This window comes from Flavobacterium ovatum (assembly GCF_040703125.1).
Lineage (GTDB): Bacteria > Bacteroidota > Bacteroidia > Flavobacteriales > Flavobacteriaceae > Flavobacterium > Flavobacterium ovatum.
On record NZ_CP160035.1, the window covers coordinates 2,926,333 to 2,944,167 of the forward strand.

A 17,835-nucleotide genomic window follows, 5' to 3' on the forward strand; every position below is an offset into this window, starting at 1 on the left:
AGGTTCTGGGAGTGAACTTGAAACTTGAAACCTTAAACTAAAAACTATGAATAAAATATACAATCCCGTTAAGGAAACTTGGGCTTCTATTTTAGAAAGACCCACCAAAACGGTAAACGATATAGAACAAACGGTAAAAGAAATTTTTGCGGCTGTTCAAAAAGACGGAGATGCGGCTGTGGCCAAATATACGACGCAGTTTGATGGAGTGTACTTTGAAAATAGCGAAGTGACTTCTGAAGAAATTGAAACGGCAGTTGCTTCTATTTCAATTGAATTAAAGGAAGCTATTGCTTTGGCAAAAGCCAATGTAGAAAAGTTTCACCAAGCACAAAAAACAGCTCGTGTTTCTGTAGAAACGGCGCCTGGAGTACAATGCTGGCAAGAAAAAAGACCAATTCAAAAAGTAGGTTTGTACATTCCGGGAGGAACTGCACCTTTGTTTTCGACGGTTTTGATGTTGGCGGTTCCTGCTAAAATTGCCGGTTGTAACGAAATTGTTTTGTGTTCACCACCGGATAAAAACGGAAATATAAATCCTGCGATTTTATATGCTGCTAATCTATGTGGCGTAACCAAAATTATCAAAGTAGGCGGAATACAAGCCATCGCTGGAATGACGTTTGGAACAAAAGCGATTCCGAAAGTGTACAAGATTTTCGGACCAGGAAACCAATATGTGACAGTAGCCAAACAATTGGCAACGCAGTTTGGTGTAGCGATTGATATGCCAGCTGGACCTTCTGAATTATTGGTTGTTGCAGATGATACTGCAATACCTGCTTTTGTAGCTTCTGATTTACTTTCTCAGGCAGAGCACGGTGTTGATAGTCAAGTGATTTTGGTTGCGACATCTAAAGTGATTATTGATGCAGTAGAGAAAGAGATTGAACTGCAATTAGAACAATTACCTCGTAAAAATATTGCCGAAAAGGCCATTGCTAATTCCAAATTAATCTATGTCGAAAACGATAAAATCGCTTTAGAATTAATAGATGAATATGGTCCTGAGCATTTTATTGTTTGCGTGAAAGACCAAGATTTTTATGTAAATAATATTGGGAATGCAGGTTCGGTTTTTATTGGAAATTACACGCCCGAAAGTGCAGGTGATTATGCTTCGGGAACCAATCATACTTTACCAACAAATGGCTATGCAAAGAACTACAGCGGCGTAAATTTGGATAGTTTTATGAAATCAATGACGTTTCAAAAAATATCAGCCGTTGGAATTCAGAACATTGGAAACGCAATCGAACTAATGGCAGAAGCCGAAGGTTTGCAAGCGCACAAAAATGCAGTTAGTTTGAGGTTAGCAGAGATAAAAAAAGGAAAATAGAACAAAGAATATAGAGAAGAGAGCGAAGACATGATGAAAGATAGGTGTATATTAAAATCTATTTTCTATTCTCTATATTCTAATCTCTTTTAAAGATAAGAAAGATGAAATTTGATATAAATACACTTGTTCGTGAGAACGTAAAGGTTTTAAAACCATATTCGTCAGCGAGAGATGAGTTTGAAGATTTTGATACTGCTCAAATGGTTTTTTTGGATGCGAATGAGAATCCGTTTGAAAATGGAGTGAATCGTTATCCAGACCCACAACAAGCTTCAGTGAAAGCAGTTTTGGGAAAGATGAAAAACCTTAGTACCAAACAAATCTTGTTAGGAAACGGAAGTGACGAAGTATTGGATTTATTATTTAGAGCTTTTTGTGAGCCTAAAATAGATAATGTAATCACTTTGCCTCCAACGTACGGAATGTATGGTGTTTTGGCAAATATCAATAATGTTGAAAATAAAGAGATTTTATTATCGAATGACTTTCATCCAGAAGTAGAAAGCATTTTGGCAGCAGTAACGCATTCGACAAAAATCATCTTTTTGTGTTCGCCAAATAACCCAACCGGAAATTCATTTTCGACAGAAAGTGTTACTACTTTGTTGGAGAAATTCAACGGATTTGTGGTTATTGATGAAGCGTATATCGACTTTTCAGAAAAGGCGAGTTGGTTGGCAAAATTAGACCTATATCCAAATTTGATTATCACGCAAACCTTATCAAAAGCGTATGGTTTGGCGGGAATTCGTTTAGGAATATGTTATGCTTCTGCAGAAGTAATTGCAGTTATCAACAAAATTAAACCTCCTTATAACGTAAACGAATTAACGCAACAAAGAGCTTTAGAACGTTTGAGTAATGAAGCTAAGATTCAGAACGAAATAACCTCAATTATAGCACAAAGGACTGAATTGCTTCAAGTTTTAGATAAAGTATCTTTCGTAGAGAAAATCTATCCAACCGAAGCAAATTTTATTCTAATTAAAGTTGATAATGCTAACCAACGTTACGCTGAATTAATTGCCAAAGGAATTGTAATTCGAAATAGAACTACACAACCACTTTGCGAAAATTGTTTGCGTTTGACTATTGGAACTGCAGAAGAGAATAAGAAGTTGATGGAAGCTTTGAAAAATTGTTAAACTAACTAACCCTCTAAGGGTTAAAACCCTTAGAGGGTTATTATTTAAAATAAAATGAAAAAAGTACTTTTTATAGATCGTGATGGAACGATTGTTTTGGAACCAGCAGGATTGCAATTAGACAGTTTAGAGAAATTGGAGTTTTATCCAAAATCGTTTCAATATTTGGCTAAAATAGCTACCGAATTGGATTATGAATTGGCGATGGTAACCAACCAAGACGGTTTGGGAACAGATAGCTTTCCTGAAGATACGTTTTGGCCAACCCAAAACTTTATATTGAGAGCGTTTCAAAATGAAGGAGTGCTTTTTGATGATATTTTTGTAGACCGCTCTTTTCCAGAGGACAATGCGCCTACACGTAAGCCACGTACAGGAATGTTAACTAAATACATAGGAAATCCAAATTATGATTTGGCAAACTCTTTTGTATTAGGGGACCGTTTGACAGATGTGGAATTGGCAAAAAATTTGGGTGCAAAAGCAATCTTCATGAACACTACTGATGGAGCTGGAAGCGAAGAAATTAGTGCTAAACGTGAAGAGTTAGACGAAACAATCGTTTTGCAATCTACAGATTGGAAAAAGATATACGAGTTCTTAAAGCTAGAAGAGCGTACGGCTTCTATCACTAGAAAAACACACGAAACGGATATTTACATCAAATTGAACTTGGACGGAACAGGTCAAAGTAAAATTGATACCGGAATTGCTTTTTTCGACCATATGTTAGACCAAATTTCGCGTCACGGGCAAATGGATTTAGAAATAAAAGTAGTAGGTGATTTAGAAGTTGACGAACACCATACTATTGAAGATACAGCAATTGCATTGGGAGAAGTCTATGCAAAAGCATTAGGAAATAAACTAGGAATTGAGCGTTACGGTTTCTGCTTACCAATGGATGATTGTTTAGCGCAAGTAGCGATCGATTTTGGAGGAAGAAACTGGTTGATTTGGGAAACGGAATTCAAACGTGAAATGGTGGGTAAAATGCCAACAGAGATGTTTTTCCACTTTTTTAAATCGTTTTCTGATGGTGCTAAAGCCAACATCAATATAAAAGCGGAAGGTGATAATGAGCACCACAAAATCGAAGCCATTTTTAAAGCTTTCGCGAAAGCGATAAAAGTAGCGGTGAAACGTGATACAGAAAAAATGATTTTGCCAAGTACGAAGGGAATGTTGTAAAATAAAGTTAAAAGTTAAGAGTGAGGAGTTTGGGTACTTCTGACTTCTAACTTTTAACTTCTAACTTAAGTTAATGAAAATAGTAATCATAAATTACGGAGCAGGAAATATTCAGAGCATTATGTTTGCCATCGAAAGATTGGGATTTCATGCCGTTTTGAGTAATGATCCTGACGAAATAAGAGCAGCTGATAAAGTGATTTTCCCAGGAGTGGGAGAGGCGAGTTATGCAATGAAAATGTTGAAAGAAAGTGGATTGGATAGTTTGATTCCGACCTTGACGCAACCGGTTCTAGGAATTTGTCTCGGAATGCAATTGATGTGCCATCACTCGGAAGAGGGCGATACAACTGGTATGGGTATTTTCGATGTAAATGTATACAAATACACCAACAAAGTAAAAGTCCCTCATATGGGGTGGAATACCATTTATAATTTGAAATCGGACTTGTTTAAAGACATTGCCGAAAATGATTATATGTATTTGGTACACAGTTTTTATGCGCCATTATGCAAAGAAACCATCGCAACGACAAATTATGAATTAGAATATTCATCGGCATTAGAAAATAAAAATTTCTTTGGAACTCAATTTCACCCAGAGAAAAGTGGTGATGTAGGAGAACAAATTCTTAAAAATTTTTTACTTCTAAACTCTAACTTCTAACTTTTAACCTCTACCCTTATCATGAGAATAATACCAGCAATAGACATCATCGACGGAAAATGTGTTCGTTTGTCCAAAGGAGATTATAATACCAAAATTATTTATAACGAAAATCCATTGGAAGTTGCCAAAGAATTTGAGGCACATGGAATAGAATTTTTGCATTTAGTAGATTTGGATGGAGCAAAATCAAGCCGCATTATCAATCACAAAATTTTGGAGCAAATTGCTACTCAAACCAAATTGAAAATCGATTTTGGTGGTGGTTTAAAATCGGATGAAGATTTAAAAATAGCTTTCGAATCTGGAGCAAACCAAATTACAGGAGGAAGTATCGCGGTTAAAAACCGTGAAGTTTTCGAAAAGTGGATATCAAAATTTGGTGCAGACAAAATCATTTTGGGAGCTGATGCTAATAACGAAAAAGTTGCAGTATCTGGATGGTTGGAAGAGTCAGACCAAGAGTTAGTTCCTTTTATTCAAGGTTATCAGTCGAAAGGAATTCAGTACGTAATTTGTACGGATATTGCCAAAGACGGAATGTTAGAAGGTCCAAGTTTTGATTTATACGAAAAGATTTTGAAACAAGCGGAAGGTTTAAAACTAATCGCTTCGGGTGGTATTTCAACTTTCGACGAATTGCCTAAATTAGCCGAATTGGGTTGTGAAGGTACCATCATTGGTAAAGCGATTTACGAAGGAAGAATATCGTTGAAACAATTGGAACAGTATATCATATCGTAGAGACGTTGCATTGCAACGTCTCTACGCAAACAACAAAATCATGTTAACAAAAAGAATCATACCCTGTTTAGATATTAAAAACGGTCGAACGGTAAAAGGCGTAAATTTTGTAGATTTGCGTGATGCAGGTGACCCTGTGGAATTGGCCAAAATTTATTCTGACGAAGGTGCAGATGAATTGGTGTTTCTTGATATTTCGGCAACCGAAGAAAGAAGACGTACCTTGTTTGATTTAGTTCGAAAAGTAGCGGCAACTATAAATATTCCGTTTACTGTTGGTGGTGGAATCTCAGCTGTGGAAGATGTAGAAGTATTATTGCAAAACGGTGCTGATAAAGTTTCTATCAATTCCTCAGCAGTTAAGAATCCGCAGTTGATTAACGATTTAGCTCAGAAATTTGGTAGCCAATGTGTGGTTGTTGCTATAGATGCCAAACAAATAGATGGTCAATGGATTGTGCATTTGGTTGGTGGAAAAGTACCAACGGAACTGAATCTTTTTGATTGGGCTGTAGAAGTAGAACAACGTGGCGCAGGAGAAATTTTGTTTACCTCGATGAACCATGACGGAACCAAAAATGGATTTGCAAATGAAGCTTTGGCAAAATTATCAAGCTTAGTTAATATTCCAATTATCGCTTCAGGTGGTGCGGGTAATGTGCAGCATTTTATCGATACTTTTGTGGACGGAAAATCTGATGCAGCTTTGGCAGCAAGTGTTTTCCATTTTAAGGAAATCGAAATCAAAGCATTGAAGCAAGAATTAAAAAATAATAATATAGAAGTAAGACTTTAGAAGTAAGAGGTAGAAAGTAAGAGGTTTGAAGTGTAAACATCGAACTCTAACTACTGATACTTAATTTCTAATTTCTAACTTCGAATCTCAAACTTTATATAATGGAAATAGATTTTTCAAAAAGTGCACACGGATTAATTCCAGCAGTTATCCAAGATAGTGAAACTAAAAATGTCTTGATGTTGGGTTACATGAATGCCGAAGCGTATCAAAAAACAGTTGAAACAGGAAAAGTAACTTTCTACAGCCGTTCGAAACAAAGACTTTGGACAAAAGGCGAGGAGAGCGGGAATTTCTTGAACTTAGTAGATATCAAGAATGATTGTGATGGTGATACGTTGTTGATTCAAGTACAACCTGTGGGACCAACTTGTCACACAGGAGCAGATACTTGCTGGCAGACGCCAAATGATGCAAACTATGGTTTTATTTCAGACTTAGAAAATACTATTGAGTCTAGAATTAAAAATGCTGATTCTGAAAAGAGTTACGTAGCCTCGTTATTCAAATTGGGAATGAATAAAATTATTCAGAAAGTAGGTGAAGAAGCAGTGGAAGTTGTAATCGAAGCTAAAGACACTAATGATGATTTGTTCTTAGGTGAAAGTGCTGATTTGTTGTTTCATTACTTAATGCTTTTGCAAGCCAAAGGTTTTAAGATGAACGACGTAATTTCGGTCTTAAAAAGTCGTAAGAAATAACATACGTGTATTATTATAAATACTTTAAACCCAATAGTTCTAAAATTAGCTATTGGGTTTTCTTTTTTTAAAATCCAAAAAACTATCTTTGTATTATCCTTAAATTTACCTATACAATTTTGCAAATAATGGAACCTGATAATACTACAATTAATTTTAACACAAAATATACAACTAATACAAGCAGTCTAACTATTATTTTACGAACTGATGAAGTAGATGGACGCCCTATTTACATAGCTGGGAATTTTAATAATTGGAATACACAAGATCCTAATTGTGTTTTGGAACAAATTGGAGAAAATACCTATCGCTACGATTTTAACCTTGACCATACCTTCCCTGATACACTTTTATATAAATTTACCAAAGGTGATTGGAGTGCAGTTGAAATAGGCGAGAATGAAGAGATTACTTCAAATCGTTCTACTAAATTAAAATCAGGAATTCAAACTGATTTTGTACCCAAATGGAGAAGAAATTGGATGCCATTTAAACCTAATTTTTTGCCACAAGTCGTATTGCTTTCAGATGAATTTGAAATTCCGCAATTGAATACCACACGAAAAGTATGGGCTTTATTGCCACATGATTATGATAATACAGAAGAGAGATACCCAGTAATGTATTTGCAAGATGCTCAAAATTTATTTCATGAAAATGCGCCTTATGGAAATTGGGAAATTGATAAAAAACTAGCCGTAATGGCAGAGTATCAAATTGGAAGAATCATTATTGTAGCTGTTGAACACGCTGATGATGACAGATTGAAAGAGTATACGGTAGGTAAGACCATATTAGGAAAAGGGGAAGGTAAGAAGTACATTCGGTTTTTAACGGAAACCTTAAAACCCTATATTGATGAAAACTTCAGAACTCTAACCGATAGAAGAAATACAGGTATAGGTGGAAGTTCTATGGGAGGATTGATAAGTATCTTTAGTGGTTTACGTAATCCCGAAATATTTGGCAAATTAATGATTTTTTCACCATCATTGTGGGTTGTACCACAACTCAAAATTGATGTGGATGTTGAAAATACAGATGATACCAAAATTTATCTTTATGCAGGAGTTGAAGAGAGTGATAATATGGTAGAACATGTTAAAAAATTTAAAGAAAGACTACTTCATAGTGAGTTTGTCAAAAACAAAATGAAAATTAATTTGAGCATCAATAAATTAGGAGAACATAACGCAACCTATTGGAGTGATGAATTTCCTAAAGCTATCGAATGGTTGTTTTTTAGTATAAAAGATTAAATTAATACGATGAAAACAAAGCATATAAGTAGTTTAAGTGGTTTTTTAGGGACAGTTATTGTTCCAGTTTATGAAACGAATTCTCAATCCATTACTTTTGAAGGTATTACAGTCACAGCTAAAATTTTTAGTGGTAAAAAAGATTCTTTTTATATATCGGAACAAAACGAAAACTTATTTCTTTTTGTAGGGATTGGAAAGCAGATTGATTATAAGTCTTTAAAAACTATTTTTCGTCGTGTTTCCAATAATCAAAAAGAGATTTTAGATAAAAATATCGCATTATTTATTCCAAATGAAATTGAGGGTAATAATGTGGAAGCTATTATTTCAGGAATGGTATTAGGAACCTATGATTTAGGACATTTTAAAAATATAATTACTCATCCTTTTTTAAATCCTAATTTTGAATTACAAATTCTAAGTAAACAGGAATATAGCTCGGTAATTAATAAAGCAATAAAAATTGCTAGCGCACAGCTTGAAACGTTAGTATTAGTGGATTTACCTCCCAATAAAGTGACGCCGAAATATTTGGCTGAATGGGCGCAAAATAAAGGTGCTAAATTTGGTTTTGACGTCAAAGTTCTTGGTCGTGAAGAAAGTGAAAAAGAAGGTTTAGGTGCTTTTTTAGCCGTTGGAAAAGGAAGTGAGAATGAACCCCAATTTGTGATCATGAGTTACGAACCAAAAGGAAGTAGTTCCGATTTGAAACATATTGGTTTAGTTGGTAAAGGAATCACTTTTGATACAGGTGGGTTGAATATTAAAACAGCGGGAATGCTACACATGAAATGTGATATGGCAGGAGGTGCAGCTGTTTTTGGAACCATGCAGTTGATTGCTGACTTGGAATTACCAATTAAAGTTACAGCAATTGTGCCTTGTGCTGAAAATTCAGTGGATGCTAAATCGTTTTTACCATCAGATGTGATTACGAGTTATAGCGGAAAAACTATTGAAATCATAGATACTGATGCTGAAGGACGTTTAGTTTTAGCGGACGGTTTATCGTATTTAATTCAAAATTACAATCCAGAATATATTGTTGATGTTGCTACCTTAACAGGAAGTGCTGTTGGGACTTTTGGATATGAATGTGCCGCTTTGTTTACCAATAATACTGAAGTTTCTAAAAAAATTCAAGCTTCTGGAGATGCCGTAGGAGAACGATTATGGCCTTTGCCTTTATGGGATGCTTACAAACCAGACATTGAAAGCGAAATTGCTGATGTCAAAAATTATAGCGGTAAACCCGTTGCGGGAGCTATTAGTGCTGCTAAATTTTTAGAGTTTTTTACCAATGAACATCCCGCTTGGGTACACCTTGATATTGCAGGAGTTGCCTTTGGAGATGATGAATTTGCAAAATCGAAGCATGCAACTGCTTATGGTGTTCATTTATTGACTAAATTCATAGAAAATTTATAAACTATGTCACAATCCAAAACCTTCGTTTGTATTTCAAATTTCTTTAAAGGATCAGATTTTTTAACACATTTAAATCAACTAGGGAATAAAGTCTACTTGGTCACGAGTGAAAAAATGAAAGACAAACCTTGGCCTACAGATTCTATCGAGGAGATTTTCTATATGCCCGGACAAGATGTGGACTGGAATATGGAGCATTTATTGTTAGGGATTGGAAATTTGATGAAATCTAAAAAAGTGGATGCTATTGTTGCACTAGATGATTTTGATGTAGAAAAAGCGACTTATTTACGTGAAAATCTACGTATTGACGGAATGGGACAAACCACAGGAAGGTATTTTAGAGATAAATTGGCCATGCGTATGAGAGCTAAAAGTTGTGGGATTTCTATTCCGGCTTTTGTTTCCCTATTTAACGACCATGATATCAATACTTTTTTGGACACGATTCCAGCTCCTTGGATTTTAAAACCAAGATCAGAAGCCAATTCACTTGGGATAATAACAATAGGAGATAAAGAAACAGCTTGGATTCATATTAACGGAATGGGGAATAATCGTTTTAAATACCTGTTGGAGAAATTTATTCCAGGCAACGTATTTCATTGCGATAGCTTGATTAAAGATAAAACAGTACTCTTTAGTTTGACTTCACAGTATTTAGCCACACCACTTGAAATTTCGCAAGGAGGAGGTGTTTTTAGAAGTGTTACTATCGTTAAGGAGTCTGAAGATGACAAAATCATAAAAGAGAAAAACGAGCGAGTAGTTAAAGGTTTTGGACTTAAACATGGTGCTTCACATACGGAGTTTATTAAATCAAAAGAAACAGGCGAAATATATTTTCTAGAAACCTCTTCTAGAGTAGGAGGCGCACATTTAGCGGAAATGGTAGAAGGTGCTTCTGGACTCAATTTATGGAAGGAATGGGCTGCTATTGAAGATGTATTAGTCAAAGATAAAAAATATAAACTACCTAAAGTGGTTGATGGGTATGCTGGAATAGTTTTGACTTTGGCTACTAGTCAATTTCCAGATTTATCTTCATTTTCAGATCCTGAGATTTGTTTTAGAGTTTCATTAGAATATCATGCAGGTTTGGTAGTGAAGTCAGAAAATCAAGAACGTGTATTAACACTTTTGGACGACTATACCAACCGATTGACAAACGGAATATCAGCTATTGGACAACAAAAAACAGTTTCTAATTTACATTAAGTCCTTATTTTAATTTTTAGTTATCTATGAAGAATGCTTTGATTTTTCATTGTTTCTTATTCTTTTTTGCAAATTCTATTTTTGCACAAATCAATCATTTAAATAGTGAAAATAAATTCACGATTGACGATAGTTTGCGGGGAAGTATTACTAACGAAAGAGCCTGGTGGGATGTAAAAAAATACAATCTTAATTTAAAAACAAACCTAAAAGACAGTTCGATTGTTGGTTCAAATGAGATTACTTATTTAGTTTTAAATGAGTCTACTGTCATGCAAATTGATTTGCAAGCTCCATTAAAAATAACTAAAATAATTCAAGATGGTAACTCTTTAAATTTCAATAAAAACGGAAATGCCTTTTTTGTGAATTTAGAGAAATTTCAAAAAAAAGGAGATCTAAATGTAATCACAGTTTTTTATCAAGGCAAACCTAGATCAGCTATTCGCGCACCTTGGGATGGAGGAATAGTTTGGGATAAGGATGCTAATGGTAATCCTTTTATAGCTTCTTCTTGTCAAGGAATAGGAGCGAGCGTTTGGTGGCCAAATAAAGATCATTTGTACGATGAAGTCGACGGCATGGATATTAGTATCAATGTTTCTTCAGGTTTAGTTGCTGTTTCCAATGGGAGATTAAAAAACAAGGAAGTGTTAAGTGACGGTACAACAACTTATAATTGGTCGGTTGTGAATCCTATTAATAATTACGGGGTTAATTTTAACGTAGGGGATTATGTTTCTTTTTCTGAAAAATATCAAGGAGAGAAAGGTAATTTAGATTGTACTTATTATGTGTTGAAACCAAATTTAGAGAAAGCTAAAATTCAATTCAAAGATGTTGGTAGGATGTTGAAAGCTTTTGAATATTGGTTTGGACCCTATCCATTTTATGAAGACGGGTATAAATTGGTAGAAACGCCCTTTTTAGGAATGGAACATCAAAGTGATATTAGTTATGGTAATGGTTTTAAAAATGGTTATCAAGGTTCCGATTTAAGTAGAACAGGCTGGGGGATGAAATTTGACTTTATTATTATTCATGAGTCTGGGCACGAGTGGTTTGGGAATAGTATCACAAACCAAGATAGAGCAGATATGTGGATTCATGAAAGTTTTACGAGCTACTCGGAAAGTCTGTTCGTAGAATATTACTACGGAAAAGAGGCTGGTTTTGAATACGTAAGAGGTACTCGACGTAATGTTTTAAATGATAAGCCTATCATTGGTAATTATAATGTAAATAATCAAGGTTCCGGTGATATGTATTTTAAAGGTGCCAATATGTTGCATACACTTAGGCAAATTGTGGATAATGATACTAAATGGAGGCAAGTTTTACGAGGTTTAAATTCTAAATTTCACCACCAAACAGTTACCACCAAACAAATTGAGGATTATCTCTCTAAATCTGTTGGCATTGATTTAACTCCAATTTTAAATCAATATTTAAGAGATATTAGAATACCAACTTTAGAATATAAAATCATAAAAAACAAACTTCAATTCCGATGGGCTAATTGTGTTTCCGGTTTCAATATGCCGGTAAAAGTTCTTATTGGTGCTGAAATGTTGTGGATCAAGCCAAATCAGGATTGGAAATGTAAGTCAATTTCTTCAGAAACTACTAAAATTAGAATTGATAACAATTTTTATATAATCGAAAATCAAATTAGAAAGTAAAAAAGACTAATTTTACCTTTTAGTTGAAAAATCAACTTAGTTTATTTTATGAAAAATACAACCACACTTTTATTTGCTTTTCTATCTTTAGGTATGGCTACTTTGGCACAGAGCAGCGCTAAGGCTAAAGAAGTATTGATAAAAACGAATGTTTCAAACGAAATTATTCCAGTTGTTGTTTTTGATTCGATTCATTTTGAAAAATCTTCCGAAATGCTTGACGAAGATCAGTATTGGGGGATTATTGATAAAACTATTATTGCTAATTTAAGCCAAGCAGATCAAGAAATATTTTTAACGAATGAGTTAGAAAAATTGACTCCAAAAGAGATTATAGGTTTTCGTTTAAGAACGGATAAATTACTTTTTGACACCTATAAATCCAATTTGTGGTGTGCTGCATATATCATGAATGGCGGAAGCACAGATGGCGGTTTTGACTATTTCAGATGTTGGGTTATTTCTCAAGGGAAAGAAGTTTTTTACAATGCAGTAGCTAACCCTGATAGTTTAATTAGTCAAGTAAAAGAAGGTAAAGATACTTATGAATTTGAAGGTTTTTGGTTTGTTGCTATGAATGCTTTTTTAAATAAAACAGATCACGAAATTTATAATTTTATTGATTACAAAACATTTGTAACTAATGATGAACATTATCCATTTTTGACCTTTAATTGGAGTGTTGACGAACCGAAGACAATGGGAAATATTTGTCCACTCTTGTTTGAAAAATTATGGAAAAATTAAAAATGTACTAAAGTCTTTTTTGTGGCTTTAAATTAAAGTTTTTTATTCTTTTGCTAATGTTTCTTCAGAAAAAAAAACAGTTAGATAACCCTTCAGTTCTTCACATTAGAATTAAATATCACAAATAGTTATTGCTTCTTTTAAAGATTTTAATTTGTCTGGATTTTTAGCTAAGAATTCTTGTCCCACGTATCCTTTGAAGCCAGTTTCGGCTATTGCTTTCATGATTGCAGGGTAATTTAATTCTTGCGAATCGTCAATTTCATGGCGTCCAGGTACCCCCGCAGTATGATAATGTGAAATGTATTGATGGTTTTCTTTAATTGTTCGAATAACATCACCTTCATCAATTTGCATGTGATATATATCGTAAAGTAATTTGAAATTTTCTGATTTTATACGTTTGGCTAATTCAACACCCCACGAGGTTTTGTCACACTGATTGTCTTTATGGTCAATTTTGCTGTTTAATAGTTCCATTACCAATGTAACATTGTGTTTTTCGGCTAAAGGAATTAATTTTTGCAATCCAATAACACAATTATTCCATCCTTCTTCGTCTGTTTTACCTCTTCGTTTACCACTAAAACAAATTAGATTTTTATACCCCGCCTTCGCTACTAAAGGAATCATTTCTGTATAATTAATGATAAGTATTTCATGAAATTGTGTATCATTAAAACCGTCAAGTAAATTGATTTCGGCACCATTACACATTGTAGAAGTGATTCCGTATTTTTGTAATAGAGGCCAGTCTTTTGGTCCAACTAAATCAATACCCCTAATTCCCATTTTTTTTACTTCAATACATAGTGTTTCTAATTCAATATCTTTAAAGCACCAACGAGCAACCGAATGATTGATATTTCCTTTTAGAGGACTTACTGTTTCATTATTAAGATTATTTTCTGCTGAAAGGGCGAAAAAGCGATTAGAGATCCCAAGAGTAAGTGTTCCTGCTAAGATACTTTTGAGTACAGATCGTCGATTTGTTGGTCTTCTCATTATGTTAGATTTTCAAGTCATAGGATAATGGGGGGGATAATCAAATATAAGCAATTGATTCATCCATTATATTCTATTCGATTCGATGGTCGCAATAAATAAGTTATCTTATTTATCTTTTTTATTATTAGTATTTAAAAACCATAACTGATTTTTAAATAAGTTGAATTGTAAGCTAGTCATAAACTAAATAAACCTATATAGTATGAAAAGTAAAATTTCATCAATAATACTAGTTTAGCGCTACTAATTTAACATTTGGACAAACAAAAACCAAATTAAACTATAGAGATTATTTATGAAACATGCGGATCGTGCTTTGATCGCTATAGAAGTAAAAGCTAATGATATAAATGCAAAGGGTGTTGCAATAGTCTGTTTTATTTCTGGAAATAGTGTTCAATCATGGATATCAAAAATAAAAGTGATAGGAACTTTGTCTGATGAAAAAGCAAATTTATTAGCCATTACCAGTGCAAAGGCTGCCGAAATTGCTGAAACACTTAAAAATAGTGACGATAAAAACAGAAAACTGAAAGTAGGCGAACTAGGCTGGATAGGAGTAGTAGTCTGGTTATCTTTTAGCGTCTTTTTCAGGAGCAGTGAGTGAACAAGATGTGGTACTTTCTACTATTGGTGTTGATATTCTTGTACCGTTTTTTAAATAACTTTAGAATGGTTGGTCATCTTTCAAACAGTCCAATCGTTCCACCAACCCAGTTTTTGTCTTGGTTATATTTTACACCAATCATTTCACCGCGACTCAATCGCACTAAATTGCATAGTAGAATAGGGTTTTCATCTCCATTTTTCCAAGTGCATAACATTCTCACTTCTACTTTTATTTTGCCTTCAGGAGCTTGTAGAATCGGGAAGTAATTTACTTTTTTCTGTAGGATATAAAGTTCTTTCTCAACGACGGATTCAATATCTTCTCTCTTTACATGAAAAATAACACCTGAACCAGAGAAAGAGAAGAGTGGTTTTAATACATAGTTTTCTAAATCATCTGGAATTTTTTTTAATTCGCTTAATAAAGTTGTTTCAATGAAATATTTCCCTTTGAGGAGCGGAAGAATAAATTTACTAATTCTAAAAAACCAATTGGGGTGTCCCGCCCATTCCACATCTAATTCGTCAGTGAAGTGGAAATTCAATTGTAAGTCGGTTCTTGCGTTTAGTTCGTCAAAAATTACTCGATTGTAGATTCGTTTAATTAAAACATCAATACCTTTTTCATTGGTGTAAAACAATTGATTGTCTTTCTTGATAACCTCAGTAACACAGACAAAGTTGACACCCAAGTCCCTTTTACAATAATAAAAATCAATTTTTGTATTTTGTTTTTCAGGCTCAATTTCGAGTAGAATTACATTTTCTTTTGGGTGGCCGTTGCAAATAACTTCCTCGAGAGTTTTTAGATATTCATCATTCGTAATTTTGTTTACAAAAGGAGAAAATTCACTTAAAAAGGGATACTGATTTGTGAATTTTTCAAATAAATTATTTTGATAATTAAACAAAGAAGGGAATCCTTGTACTTCAATTAATTTAGGAATCACCTGTCCTTCTTCTTCACAAATTCCAAAATCTATCGCAATAAAGTTAGTGTGATTGTCTTCGTTAGGCACTCTATTATTTAGTTCTAATGATTTGTTTGTAAGTTGTTTGAAGTTGTTACTCTTAATTAAAGCTATAACTTCATTGGAGCCTTCAATTAATTGTGATTTTAATTCTTTTGAAATAAAAAAAGGAGTTTCTCCGACTCTAAAAGTTGGGGAGTAATCAAAGTCAGAGGTAACATCAATTTTTAGATTTCGATATTTTTCTTCTGAAAATTCGGCATTGAATTGTTCCCTATATTTCGCAATCATACAAAGGTAATTTACTTAATTGGACATAATTTTTTTAGTTTTCATCAAATCATTTACTGCAATTCGAAGAAAATTTGGAATCAATGTTTCGTTAGTTTTATAAATTTTATCATCGTCTAATAAGTCCTCTAACATGTTTCTAAATTTTCTTTTCCCTTTCATTTTTCGGATTTTATCTTTGGCTTCCTTATCTCTTAAATGAGCAACAAAACTAATAGGATCTGCTTCAGGGTGAAATTGTGTTCCAACGAAATAATCGGTGAATCGAACCGCCATTATGGCTCTTTCATATTGAACATAGTCTCTTATTTTTTCTAAGGAAAGTATTTTGGCACCTTTCTTTTTAAAAATAGTTAGCTTGGGTTGTACTACTTGATAATCTCTGGAGTCAATCGCATAAAAAGGGTCGTCTAGGCCTTCAAATAAAGGATCTATTTTACCTTCGGGAGTTTTATGGATAGTCATTACGCCAAAAGAAGTGCCTTTTCTTTTGGTGATTTCAGCCAAACCAAAATGTTTACAAGCCATCTGAAACGAATGGCATATAAATAGCATATGTTTTTTTACTGAACTCTCTTGATTCCATTTCGTGAGTTCATCAATAAATTTATAATATTTAATTTCCCAATTTCCATCTCCTTCTAATGGGTTTCCAGGGCCCCCAGTAGAGATGTAAATGTCATATTTTTCAATTTCGGGCAATTCACATTTAGAACGTACATCAAAAATGTCAAACCTAACCAAAGGTGAAAATCGATTAACTATTTCAATAATGCATCGCATTCCTTGATTGGGTTGGCCATCATACATATCTAAAATGGCCATCCTGATTGATTTCTTATTATTCATTTTGTGGTATTTAAAATAAAACACAAATATAAGGTATTATTTTTAGAGACCTTTTGTGAACTGATTGGTGATAAAATCAACAACTTTCTTTAAGTCTTTAGTTTCTTCGTAAACAGCTAATTGCTGCGCTGCACCTGTACCGTTTTTTAAAATTTCATGGACATAATTGATATGTTCTCGACTACCTAATTCGTCAACTACATCATCAATAAAGTCAAGTAATTCATGTATTAAAATTCTAGTTTCAACTTCTTTTTGAAGTCCAAAATCAATCATATGCCCTTCGATTCCGTAGCGTGCTGCTCTAAATTTATTTTCTTTTATAAGTGCCAGTCTATAAATATTGAAACTCATATTACCTTGATTCATTCGGTATAATTTGGCTACAACAGCTTGAATTACAGATACAATACACATGGTTTCTTCTACTGTTAAACTCATGTCACAAATACGAAACTCAATGGTGTCATAAAATGGGTGTAAACGTAAGTCCCACCAGATTTTTTTAGGATTGTCGATACATTTGGTTTTAACTAAAGTATCCAGAAAATTATCATAAGCAGCTAAACATTCAAAATATTCAGGCAATCCCGTTCTTGGGAATTTATCAAATACTTTGGTTCTGTATGATTTATAACCTGTTTGTCTTCCTTCCCAAAAAGGGGAATTAGTGGAGAGCGCAAAGATATGAGGTAAAAAATAACAAGCTTGATTCATTAATTGTAGCCCTATTTCTCTATTTTCAATACCCACATGACAGTGCATTCCAAATATCAAATTGGATCGTGCTGCATCTTGTAATTCATTGACAATATTGTGATATCTAGGGTCGTCTGTAATGAGTTGGTCTTGCCATTTGGCAAAAGGATGTGTGCCAGCTCCACCTACAATTAATTCTTGATTGGCAGCCAATTCCACTATTTTAGAGCGTAAAAATTTAATTTCACTTTCAGCTTCTTGTACGTTATTGCAAATATTAGTTCCTACTTCGACAACAGATTGGTGCATTTCCGCCTTTACTTGTTCTTTTAGTAAGGTTTTTGCTCCATCCACAATTTTGGACAAATGCGAACGTAGATCTCTAGTTTCAGGATCAATAATTTGATATTCCTCTTCAACACCAAGTGTGAAAACTGGTAATTTTTTCATTTTTGGAAAAATAAATATAAATTTATAATTGG

At 33.8% G+C, this 17,835-nt stretch carries 17 protein-coding genes; 13 read left to right on the plus strand and 4 right to left on the minus strand.

Annotated elements, in window-relative coordinates; translation table 11 throughout:
• Positions 1–46 precede the first annotated feature (46 nt).
• The 12 genes from hisD to ABZP37_RS12390 all read left to right on the plus strand — a co-directional run bounded on the left by hisD (position 47) and on the right by ABZP37_RS12390 (position 12,926).
• Entirely contained in the window at positions 47–1,339 is a 1,293-nt protein-coding gene (hisD, locus tag ABZP37_RS12335) for a histidinol dehydrogenase (RefSeq protein ID WP_366183415.1), read from the plus strand.
• Between the two features lie 104 nt (positions 1,340–1,443).
• Positions 1,444–2,487: a histidinol-phosphate transaminase gene (gene hisC, locus ABZP37_RS12340; RefSeq protein WP_366183417.1), complete on the plus strand. Its 1,044-nt coding sequence runs from the start codon at positions 1,444–1,446 to the stop codon at positions 2,485–2,487.
• Positions 2,488–2,541: 54 nt separating this feature from the next.
• Positions 2,542–3,678, plus strand: a complete 1,137-nt coding sequence (gene hisB / locus ABZP37_RS12345; protein ID WP_366183419.1) for a bifunctional histidinol-phosphatase/imidazoleglycerol-phosphate dehydratase HisB — start codon at positions 2,542–2,544, stop codon at positions 3,676–3,678.
• 73 nt (positions 3,679–3,751) lie between these two features.
• Entirely contained in the window at positions 3,752–4,345 is a 594-nt protein-coding gene (gene hisH / locus ABZP37_RS12350; protein ID WP_366183421.1) for an imidazole glycerol phosphate synthase subunit HisH, read from the plus strand.
• Positions 4,346–4,366: 21 nt separating this feature from the next.
• On the plus strand, positions 4,367–5,089 hold the full coding sequence (hisA, locus tag ABZP37_RS12355; RefSeq protein ID WP_366183422.1) for a 1-(5-phosphoribosyl)-5-[(5-phosphoribosylamino)methylideneamino]imidazole-4-carboxamide isomerase: 723 nt from the start codon (positions 4,367–4,369) through the stop codon (positions 5,087–5,089).
• Positions 5,090–5,129: 40 nt separating this feature from the next.
• The gene (hisF, locus tag ABZP37_RS12360) at positions 5,130–5,885 is read left to right on the plus strand and encodes an imidazole glycerol phosphate synthase subunit HisF (protein WP_366183424.1); all 756 of its coding nucleotides are present in this window, start codon (positions 5,130–5,132) and stop codon (positions 5,883–5,885) included.
• Between the two features lie 101 nt (positions 5,886–5,986).
• Positions 5,987–6,586: a bifunctional phosphoribosyl-AMP cyclohydrolase/phosphoribosyl-ATP diphosphatase HisIE gene (gene hisIE, locus ABZP37_RS12365; protein ID WP_366183426.1), complete on the plus strand. Its 600-nt coding sequence runs from the start codon at positions 5,987–5,989 to the stop codon at positions 6,584–6,586.
• A 128-nt stretch (positions 6,587–6,714) separates the two neighbouring features.
• On the plus strand, positions 6,715–7,848 hold the full coding sequence (locus tag ABZP37_RS12370; protein WP_366183428.1) for an alpha/beta hydrolase-fold protein: 1,134 nt from the start codon (positions 6,715–6,717) through the stop codon (positions 7,846–7,848).
• 9 nt (positions 7,849–7,857) lie between these two features.
• On the plus strand, positions 7,858–9,279 hold the full coding sequence (locus ABZP37_RS12375; RefSeq protein ID WP_366183430.1) for a leucyl aminopeptidase family protein: 1,422 nt from the start codon (positions 7,858–7,860) through the stop codon (positions 9,277–9,279).
• 3 nt (positions 9,280–9,282) lie between these two features.
• On the plus strand, positions 9,283–10,497 hold the full coding sequence (locus tag ABZP37_RS12380) for an ATP-grasp domain-containing protein (RefSeq protein WP_366183432.1): 1,215 nt from the start codon (positions 9,283–9,285) through the stop codon (positions 10,495–10,497).
• Positions 10,498–10,523: 26 nt separating this feature from the next.
• Positions 10,524–12,179 carry a M1 family metallopeptidase gene (locus ABZP37_RS12385; protein ID WP_366183434.1) on the plus strand — a complete coding sequence of 552 codons (1,656 nt, stop codon included), beginning with the start codon at positions 10,524–10,526 and terminating at the stop codon, positions 12,177–12,179.
• A gap of 48 nt (positions 12,180–12,227) precedes the next feature.
• Positions 12,228–12,926: a DUF4240 domain-containing protein gene (locus ABZP37_RS12390; protein WP_366183436.1), complete on the plus strand. Its 699-nt coding sequence runs from the start codon at positions 12,228–12,230 to the stop codon at positions 12,924–12,926.
• A gap of 111 nt (positions 12,927–13,037) precedes the next feature.
• Here ABZP37_RS12390 and ABZP37_RS12395 read toward each other — a convergent pair whose 3' ends face one another.
• On the minus strand, positions 13,038–13,931 hold the full coding sequence (locus tag ABZP37_RS12395; RefSeq protein ID WP_366183438.1) for a TIM barrel protein: 894 nt from the start codon (positions 13,929–13,931) through the stop codon (positions 13,038–13,040).
• 298 nt (positions 13,932–14,229) lie between these two features.
• Between ABZP37_RS12395 and ABZP37_RS12400 the strand changes: the two genes are divergently transcribed.
• Positions 14,230–14,541: a hypothetical protein gene (locus ABZP37_RS12400; RefSeq protein ID WP_366183440.1), complete on the plus strand. Its 312-nt coding sequence runs from the start codon at positions 14,230–14,232 to the stop codon at positions 14,539–14,541.
• Positions 14,542–14,614: 73 nt separating this feature from the next.
• Here the strand turns inward: ABZP37_RS12400 and ABZP37_RS12405 are convergent, their stop codons facing one another.
• The 3 genes from ABZP37_RS12405 to ABZP37_RS12415 are packed head-to-tail and all read right to left on the minus strand — an operon-like array spanning position 14,615 to position 17,803.
• Positions 14,615–15,805: a hypothetical protein gene (locus ABZP37_RS12405; RefSeq protein ID WP_366183441.1), complete on the minus strand. Its 1,191-nt coding sequence runs from the start codon at positions 15,803–15,805 to the stop codon at positions 14,615–14,617.
• Positions 15,806–15,820: 15 nt separating this feature from the next.
• Positions 15,821–16,654, minus strand: coding sequence for a GMP synthase (locus ABZP37_RS12410; RefSeq protein ID WP_366183442.1), 834 nt, complete (start codon positions 16,652–16,654; stop codon positions 15,821–15,823).
• Positions 16,655–16,696: 42 nt separating this feature from the next.
• Complete coding sequence (locus ABZP37_RS12415) at positions 16,697–17,803, minus strand: carboxylate-amine ligase (RefSeq protein ID WP_366183443.1); 1,107 nt, start codon at positions 17,801–17,803, stop codon at positions 16,697–16,699.
• Positions 17,804–17,835: the final 32 nt, after the last annotated feature.